Source organism: Pseudomonas sp. NPDC087639 (genome assembly GCF_044743385.1).
In the GTDB taxonomy this organism is placed as follows: Bacteria; Pseudomonadota; Gammaproteobacteria; order Pseudomonadales; family Pseudomonadaceae; genus Aquipseudomonas.
The window spans coordinates 92,777-100,688 of the sequence record NZ_JBIUWI010000013.1 but is presented as its reverse complement, the minus strand read 5'-3'; the positions used below and the strand labels follow the sequence as shown (position 1 = coordinate 100,688).

Genomic DNA, 7,912 nt, shown 5'->3' with positions numbered 1-7,912 from the left:
AAGCGTCGAGCCTAGACCAACAAGGCCATGGGCTGGCCTGCCACGCCCCTTGGTCCGCAATGCCGGAAGGGCTGCCAGCCCCTTAGCCAAGACAGGAGACGCTCACGCACGATGAGCGCGCCTTTATGATCGGAGCAGATCATGAATAACAACAACAACGACCAAAGCCTCACGCAGATTGAAACCCACGGGGTCGAACAGATCCCGGACAACGAACGCACCGCAGGCCCGACGGATTTGTTCCGGATGATCTTCGGTGGTTCCAATACCTTTGCCACCGCCGTGCTCGGCAGTTTCCCGGTGCTGTTCGGCCTGTCGTTTCAGGCCGGCGTCTGGGCAATTGTCTCGGGCGTGCTGCTCGGCTCGCTGATCCTCGCACCGATGGGCCTGTTCGGCCCGCTCAACGGCACCAACAATGCCGTGTCGTCCGGTGCGCACTTCGGCGTGCACGGGCGGATCGTCGGTTCGTTCCTGTCGCTGCTGACCGCTATCGCCTTCTTCTCCCTCTCGGTGTGGAGCTCGGGGGATGCGCTGATCGGCGGTGCAAAACGCCTGATCGGCCTGCCGGAAACCGACCTGACCCTGGGCCTGGCCTACGGTCTGTTCGCGATTCTGGTGCTGACCGTGTGCATCTACGGCTTCCGCTTTCTGCTGTGGGTGAACAAGATCGCGGTGTGGAGCGCCAGCCTGTTGTTCCTGCTGGGTATCTTTGCTTTCGCCGGTCCTTTCGACGCGCACTACGCCGGTACTGTCAGCCTCGGTCAACCGGGCTTCTGGGCAGCTTTCATTGGCGCGGCGCTGGTGGCCATGAGCAACCCGATCTCCTTCGGTGCGTTCCTCGGCGACTGGTCGCGCTACATCCCGCGTGAAACCTCCAAGCAGCGGATCATGGCCGCCGTGGTGCTGTCGCAGATCGCGACGTTCATCCCGTTCCTGTTCGGCCTGGCTACCGCGACCATCGTCGCGATCAAGGCGCCGGACTACATCGCGGCCAACAACTATGTGGGCGGCTTGCTGGCGGTGTCGCCGAGCTGGTTCTTCCTGCCGGTGTGCCTGATTGCAGTGATCGGCGGCATGTCCACCGGCACCACCTCGCTGTATGGCACGGGGCTGGACATGTCCAGCGTGTTCCCGCGTGTGCTGTCGCGGGTCAAGGCGACCTTGCTGATCGGCGTGCTGTCGATTGCCTTCATCTTCATCGGGCGCTTCGCGGCGAACCTGGTGCAAAGCGTGTCGACCTTCGCCGTGCTGATCATCACCTGCACCACCCCATGGATGGTGATCATGATCATCGGCCTGGTGGTGCGTCGCGGCTTCTACTGCCCGGATGACCTGCAAGTGTTCACTCGCGGCGAACAGGGTGGCCGCTACTGGTTCACCCACGGCTGGAACTGGCGTGGGCTGGGTGCGTGGATCCCGAGCGCGGCGGTCGGCCTGTGCTTCGTCAACTTGCCGGGGCAGTTTGTTGGCCCGCTGGGTGAGCTCGCGGGCGGGATCGACGTCAGCTTACCGGTGACGTTGGGCCTGGCTTCGGTGGTGTATCTGACGCTGCTGAGCCTGTTCCCGGAACCGCGCGAAGTGTTCGGCCCAAAGGATGCTCGCAGCCAAGTCGCAGCAAAACCTGAACTGCGTCAGGCCGCCTGACGTAGGTCCCCTGTAGGAGCGAGCCTGCTCGCGAAGACTTCAGCACATTCAACATTGATGTGACTGACAGACCGCCTTCGCGAGCAGGCTCGCTCCCACAAAGGGCAGCCACACCAAACCAAATTTGTTTCACCATAAAAAAGACAATCGGAGACACGCCATCATGGCTTTGGATTTATTCGTCGTCCTCATCTACGCCGCCGGCATGCTCTTGCTCGGCTACTTCGGCATGCGCAAAGCCAAGACCAACGAAGACTTTCTGGTCGCCGGTCGCAACCTCGGCCCGAGCCTGTACATGGGCACCATGGCTGCGACCGTACTGGGTGGCGCGTCCACCGTCGGCACCGTGCGTCTGGGCTACGTGCACGGCATCTCCGGTTTCTGGCTGTGTGCGGCGCTCGGTTGCGGCATCGTCGCGCTGAACCTGTTCCTCGCCAAACCGCTGCTGAAATTGAAAATCTACACCGTTACCCAGGTGTTGGAAAAACGCTACAACCCGATGGCCCGCTCGGCGAGCGCGGTAATCATGCTGGCCTATGCGCTGATGATCGGCGTGACCTCGATCTTGGCGATCGGCACCGTACTGCAAGTGCTGTTTGACCTGCCATTCTGGATCTCGGTACTCGTCGGTGGTGGCGTGGTGGTGATCTACTCGGCCATCGGCGGCATGTGGTCGCTGACCCTGACCGACATCGTCCAGTTCATCATCAAGACCGTGGGCCTGATGTTCATCCTGTTGCCGATCTGCCTGTACCGCGTTGGCGGTTGGGATGAACTGGTGCTGAAACTGCCTGCTACTGCATTCAGCTTCACCACCATCGGCTGGGACACGATCATCACCTACTTCATGATCTACTTCTTCGGCATCCTGATCGGTCAGGACATCTGGCAACGGGTGTTCACCGTCAAGACCGCCAAAGTCGCCCAGTACGCTGGCAGCATCGCGGGCATCTACTGCATCCTTTATGGTCTGGCCTGCGCCCTGATCGGCATGGCTGCGCACGTACTGATCCCGGATCTGGACAACGTCAACAACGCCTTCGCCGCGATCGTCAAACTGTCGCTGCCGGATGGCATCCGTGGTCTGGTGATCGCCGCTGCTCTGGCCGCGATGATGTCCACCGCCAGCGCCGGCCTGCTCGCCGCTGCCACTACACTGACTGAAGACTTGCTGCCGAAACTGCGCGGCGGCAAACAGTCGAGCCTGGGCATCAACCGCCTGTTCACCCTGCTGACCGGCATCGTCGTGCTGGGTATTGCGCTGGTGGTGAACGACGTGATCAGCGCCCTGACGCTGGCGTACAACCTGTTGGTGGGCGGCATGCTGATCCCGCTGATGGGTGCGATCTTCTGGAAACGCGCAACCACCGCCGGCGCGATCGCCAGCATGGGTATGGGTTTTGCCACGGCGCTGGTGTTCATGTTCAAGGACGGTCTGGACGCCAACACGCCGATCTACTACAGCCTGGCCGTAGGTCTGGTGAGTTTTGTGGTGGTCAGCTTGGCATCGCGTCGTCCTGCGCCCCTGGCTAGCGCGATCTAAGCTGAAACATGATGACTTGATGCTTTCTTCGACGAGTGTGGCGTCGGTTGCCACACTCGTTTTTTTTCGTCTAAAGGAATGTGCTGATGAAGATTGTTTCTCGCGATCAGTGGTTCGAAGTGCAAACCCTGAGCGATGGCATCCGCCTGATTCACGAGCCGTACATCCGCCCGTTCTACCGCTGCAACTTGTGGCACGTTCAGGGTCGCGACAAGGATCTGTTGCTCGACAGTGGCTCCGGGCTGGTCAGCCTGCGCGAGCAACTGCCGTGGCTGACCGAGCGGCCACTGGTGGCGGTGGCCAGCCACTGCCATTTCGACCACATCGCCGGGCATCACGAATTTGCCGAGCGACTGGTGCACCCGGCCGAGGCGGACATTCTGGCGGCGCCGGATGGCGAGAATGATTTAAGTCGCGCCTTCGTCGGCGACGACATGTTCGAGGCGCACCCGGACTGCCCTCTGTGCTATGCCGAATACCGGGTCAAAGCCGCGCCGGCCACCGGGTTTATCGAGGATGGCGACGTGCTGGATCTGGGCAATCGTACGTTGCAGGTGCTGCACACACCGGGGCATTCGCCCGGCGGCATCAGCCTGTATGAAGCGGCGAGCGAAACGCTGTTCAGCGGCGACATCATCTACGACGGGCCGTTGATCGAAGACGCCTACCATTCCAATCTGAATGACTACGCTGCCAGTCTGCGCCGTTTGCAGTCACTGCCCATCCGCACTGTGCATGGCGGGCATTTCGGTAGTTTTTCCGGGGAGCATTTGCGCTCGATGATTGACGAATGGTTGCGCGGGCACGCATGACGCCTGCTGTACTCAAGCAGAACAACAACCAGAAAAATTTGCCATGAGAAGAGCTGCCGTGCGTGCCGCCGTACATCGGTTCATCCGGCGTCTGCTGGAAAACCGCGAATTCGATGACAAGACCAGTCTGGTGCAATTGGGCCTGGAGAAGGCGGATATCGAGGATCTGATCTTCCATCTGGAAGATGAATTCGGACTGACGGCGTTTACCGCCGAAGAGGATCACCTGCTCAAGAAAGCGAAGACCGCGAATGACTTGAGCCGGTTTTTGCTGATGATTGCGCGTCACTGAAAACAAAAAATCGCAGACTTCGACAGCGCCTACACTGATCTCTGTAGGAGCTGCCGAAGGCTGCGATCTTTTGATCTTAAGTCTTTTGAACCTTTACGTCGGGGGCCTTACCGCCGACGCTGCTGACGCCGACGCTGTTCGTCGTCCGTGCGAATCGGTACCGGTTGCAGAGGCGGTTCGATCAAGCCGAGGGCAACACCCAAATCGTGCAGCCAATTTTGAATTTTCTCTTTCATCGTCATGCCCCCTTCAGGGTGGTGCCGAGCGACCGGAATTCTGAGGCCGCTTCGCACTGATAATAGTCCGAAGTCCTACGCAATGCTTGAGCAATTCCGCAATGATCTGTTACTGAATTGAACAGAGTCTGCTGCCATCGGTTCAAGCCGTTTCCCTACTTTCAGTCAAAGGCGCGGGATAGACGGCCTGCTGCACTTCGATCCATGCATTGAGGTTGGCGCCAACCATGCCCCGGCGCCACATGAGCCACGTTGTCGCACCCGCAAACGGCTCTGCCAAAGGGTGCACCGCGACGCTCTCGCGCCCCGGCAGACTGGCCAGCATCGACTCCGACATCAGCGCCACGCCACTGCCGGCAATCACGCAAGCGAGCATGCCCTGATAGGACTCGATCTCCATCGCCCGGCCCATCGCTGCGTGATCGTGCGCGAACCATGCCTCCAGCCGCATGCGGTACGAGCAACCCTGGCGAAAAGTGAAAACAGAGCGCCCTTCGACATCTCTGGCACTGCTTACCGGCGGATGATCGGCTTCAGTGATCAGCACCAGCCTTTCCTCACACAACGGCACGCCGTCGAGCCCGGCCAGCTCCAGCGGCCCGTCCACCAGTGCCGCGTCGAGGCGTCCGGTGAGCAAACCTTCGAGCAACTCACCGCTCGGCGCGGACTGCACTTGCAGGTTCACCGCCGGGTATTGCTTGTGATACCGCGCCAGCAGCGCCGGCAAATGGATCGCCGCCGTGCTGTACATGGTGCCCAACACAAAATCCCCCGCCGGTTGCCCGCCCATCACCGCCGCGCTGGCCTGATCACGCAGGGCAAACAGTTTGCCGGTGTAGTCCAACAGGACTTTCCCCGCAGGCGACAACTGCAAACGCTGACGCTCACGGACGAACAATTCGACGCCCATTTGCTCTTCCAGCTGTTTCAGGCGGGTCGAAAGATTGGAAGGCACTCGATGCAGGCGCTCGGCGGCGCGGGTGATCGAACCTTCCTCGGCGACTGCCTGAAAGATCCGCAGTTGGCTGAACTCCACAACCTTTCTCCATAACAGAACAAGTTACTCACTATTATTCATTTTTAAAGAAAGTCAATCAGTCTTAGCCTGACGGTCATTGCCCTTCCAACGGAATCCAGACCATGTCACCACTGATTCGCTTATCCGCCTGCTTCGTCGCCCTGATGATGGCCGTGGGCATCGGGCGTTTCGCCCTCACACCACAAATGCCGCATATGCTCAGTGAAGGACAGATCGACCTGACTGCCGCTGGTCTGATTGCTGCGGCCAACTACCTTGGTTACCTGCTCGGTGCAGTGGATGCGATGTTCGCCCACCGTCCGCAGCAGGTTCAGCGCCGATTGCACGGTGGCCTGTGGCTGTGTGTGCTGCTGACGCTGGCGTCGTTTTGGGCCAATGGCTTCTGGTCGCATCTGCTGCTGCGCTTTGGCACCGGGGTGGCAAGTGCCTGGGTGATGGTGATGATTACGACGCTCAGTCAGCCATTGGCTGCCGCGACGGGTCGTCCACGGCTTGGGGCGCTGGTGTTTGCCGGACCCGGCTTGGGGATTTTTCTGACAGGCGTGTTGGCGCTGGTCTCACATCTGCTGAACCAGACTTCTGCGACGTTGTGGCTGATTTATGCAGCGGCGGCATTGGTGATGATGCTGGGGGTCTGGCGACTCCTGCCGCAACCAGTCGCAGCGAAGATGGCTGTGGCAGAAGTCAATCCATCGAGTCGTGGCATCGGGCGTCTGGCGGTGATCTACGCCCTGTACGGTGTCGGCTACATCATCCCGGCGACGTTCCTGTCGCAGATGGCCAACGCGCAGTTTCACGGGCAATGGCAGGCAGACCTATTCTGGCCGAGCTTCGGTCTGTGCGCGGCAATCGGCGTGTTGCTGGTGAGTCTGCGCCGTCACGATCCGCAGACCACGCGTCACTGGTTGATGGCGACGCTGTGGCTGCAAGCAGCCGGAGTTTTTGCCTGCCTGTTGGGCAGCGGTTGGGGGTTGGCGCTGGGCGTAATCCTCTGCGGCACACCGTTCCTGGCTTGCATGCAACTGGTCATGCAGCGCTCGCGGGAACTGGCGCCCCACGCCACCCAGCGCAACGCCGGCATGCTCACCGCCTGCTTCGCCGCCGGCCAGCTCAGCGGCCCGCTACTGGCCGCGCTGAGCAGCCATTTCAGCGGGGGCTTGCAGCCCGCGCTGGTGATCGCCGGCAGCGGTTTGCTGATTGCCGGCGGGCTGGCGATGCAATCGACTGTTACTGGCCCAGCGCTTTGCGCAAACGCCGACGCACCCACTGTTCAGCGCTGACAAAAGTGATGCCGAGCAACACCAGCACGGCACCGATAACGAAGTTCAGGCTCAGTTGCTCGCCGAGCAGCAACACGCCGAAAGTGACGCCGAACAGCGGCGTCATGAACGAGAACACCGCGAGATTCGCCGCCAGATAACGGCGCAATAACCAGAACCACACCAGGTAACTGAAGAAGGACACGACCAAACCCTGGAACAGCACGCTGGCCACCGCCACGGTAGTCAGATTTACATGGCTGATCTGGCCGCTGAACAGCGCGATCAACAGCAGGCCGATGAAGCCGACGATCAACTGATAGAACAGCGTCAACGTCACCGGCGCTTCCGACAGTCGCGAGGCGCGCACCACCACGGTGGTCGCGCCCCAGCAGGCGCCAGCCAACACACCAAAGGCATCGCCCAGCAACATGCGCCGGTCAAGGTTGTCCCACGACACACCGCCGGCAAAGGCAATCGCGATGCCAATAAACGCGAGCAGAATCCCCAGCCACTGCAACGGCCGCAGACGCTCGCTGGCCAACAGAAAATGCACGCCCAGCGCAGTGAATATCGGTGCCGTATAGAGGAACACCGACATGTGCGCAGCGGTGGTCAGTTGCAAGCCTTCGCTGATGAAGAAGAACTCCAGACCGAACAATGCACCGGCCAGCAAGCCGCCGCGCCAAGTGTTGCCGACCTGATCCCAACCGCCCTTCCAGCAGATGAGCAATCCTACAAGCAACGCGGAAATCCCTGACCGCCCCGCCGCCTGCATCACCGGCGCAATGTCCGGCGCCGCCCATTTGATCATCACCTGCTGCACGCCCCATATCAGGCACAGGCCAATCATCACCTGCAAGGCAAAACGGTCGGCATTGCGCCGCTCGACAATCACCGCAACACCTCGAACACACACAACATGGCAGCCATCCAATGGTCAAAACGTGCCGAGGATTATCAATCAGTCAGACAGAAAAAGCCGTCTGGAAAAGACATTTAGTTCATCGCAGACGTCAGCGGTGAATGGTTGTCGGCTGCGCCGTCATTCGCTGGCAAGCCAGCGAAGAGGCCGGTCAAGGCAACA

General features: G+C 60.5%; 8 protein-coding genes. 5 read left to right on the top strand and 3 right to left on the bottom strand.

Annotated features, from left to right (window positions below):
* Nucleotides 1–141 precede the first annotated feature (141 nt).
* The 4 genes from ACIOVB_RS08445 (at nucleotide 142) to ACIOVB_RS08430 (ending at nucleotide 4,291) form a co-directional block, all read left to right on the top strand.
* On the top strand, nucleotides 142–1,644 hold the full coding sequence (locus tag ACIOVB_RS08445) for a cytosine permease (RefSeq protein ID WP_187681247.1): 1,503 nt from the start codon (nucleotides 142–144) through the stop codon (nucleotides 1,642–1,644).
* A 163-nt stretch (nucleotides 1,645–1,807) separates the two neighbouring features.
* Entirely contained in the window at nucleotides 1,808–3,187 is a 1,380-nt protein-coding gene (locus ACIOVB_RS08440; protein WP_401266630.1) for a sodium:solute symporter, read from the top strand.
* Nucleotides 3,188–3,273: 86 nt separating this feature from the next.
* Nucleotides 3,274–3,999 (top strand): MBL fold metallo-hydrolase, encoded by a 726-nt coding sequence (locus ACIOVB_RS08435; protein ID WP_401266627.1) that lies wholly within the window; start codon nucleotides 3,274–3,276, stop codon nucleotides 3,997–3,999.
* 43 nt (nucleotides 4,000–4,042) lie between these two features.
* The gene (locus ACIOVB_RS08430; RefSeq protein ID WP_187681250.1) at nucleotides 4,043–4,291 is read left to right on the top strand and encodes an acyl carrier protein; all 249 of its coding nucleotides are present in this window, start codon (nucleotides 4,043–4,045) and stop codon (nucleotides 4,289–4,291) included.
* Between the two features lie 107 nt (nucleotides 4,292–4,398).
* Here ACIOVB_RS08430 and ACIOVB_RS08425 read toward each other — a convergent pair whose 3' ends face one another.
* Both ACIOVB_RS08425 and ACIOVB_RS08420 read right to left on the bottom strand, forming a co-directional pair.
* On the bottom strand, nucleotides 4,399–4,527 hold the full coding sequence (locus tag ACIOVB_RS08425; protein ID WP_007914492.1) for a PA1414 family protein: 129 nt from the start codon (nucleotides 4,525–4,527) through the stop codon (nucleotides 4,399–4,401).
* A gap of 142 nt (nucleotides 4,528–4,669) precedes the next feature.
* Nucleotides 4,670–5,563, bottom strand: coding sequence for a LysR substrate-binding domain-containing protein (locus tag ACIOVB_RS08420; protein ID WP_401266624.1), 894 nt, complete (start codon nucleotides 5,561–5,563; stop codon nucleotides 4,670–4,672).
* A 104-nt stretch (nucleotides 5,564–5,667) separates the two neighbouring features.
* On the opposite strand from ACIOVB_RS08420, the gene ACIOVB_RS08415 reads away from it, so the two are divergent.
* Nucleotides 5,668–6,846 carry an MFS transporter gene (locus ACIOVB_RS08415; RefSeq protein ID WP_401266622.1) on the top strand — a complete coding sequence of 393 codons (1,179 nt, stop codon included), beginning with the start codon at nucleotides 5,668–5,670 and terminating at the stop codon, nucleotides 6,844–6,846.
* Here the strand turns inward: ACIOVB_RS08415 and ACIOVB_RS08410 are convergent.
* Nucleotides 6,794–7,678: a DMT family transporter gene (locus ACIOVB_RS08410; RefSeq protein ID WP_222944310.1), complete on the bottom strand. Its 885-nt coding sequence runs from the start codon at nucleotides 7,676–7,678 to the stop codon at nucleotides 6,794–6,796. The genes ACIOVB_RS08415 and ACIOVB_RS08410 overlap by 53 nt on opposite strands.
* Between the last annotated feature and the right edge of the window lie 234 nt (nucleotides 7,679–7,912).

What these genes read in the sequence shown, in the direction of transcription:
- ACIOVB_RS08445 (WP_187681247.1), top strand. Translation starts at nt 142, where the DNA reads ATGAATAACAACAACAACGACCAAAGCCTCACGCAGATTGAAACCCAC.
- ACIOVB_RS08440 (WP_401266630.1), top strand. Translation starts at nt 1,808, where the DNA reads ATGGCTTTGGATTTATTCGTCGTCCTCATCTACGCCGCCGGCATGCTC.
- ACIOVB_RS08435 (WP_401266627.1), top strand. Translation starts at nt 3,274, where the DNA reads ATGAAGATTGTTTCTCGCGATCAGTGGTTCGAAGTGCAAACCCTGAGC.
- ACIOVB_RS08430 (WP_187681250.1), top strand. Translation starts at nt 4,043, where the DNA reads ATGAGAAGAGCTGCCGTGCGTGCCGCCGTACATCGGTTCATCCGGCGT.
- ACIOVB_RS08425 (WP_007914492.1), bottom strand. Translation starts at nt 4,527, where the DNA reads ATGAAAGAGAAAATTCAAAATTGGCTGCACGATTTGGGTGTTGCCCTC.
- ACIOVB_RS08415 (WP_401266622.1), top strand. Translation starts at nt 5,668, where the DNA reads ATGTCACCACTGATTCGCTTATCCGCCTGCTTCGTCGCCCTGATGATG.
- ACIOVB_RS08410 (WP_222944310.1), bottom strand. Translation starts at nt 7,678, where the DNA reads ATGATTGGCCTGTGCCTGATATGGGGCGTGCAGCAGGTGATGATCAAA.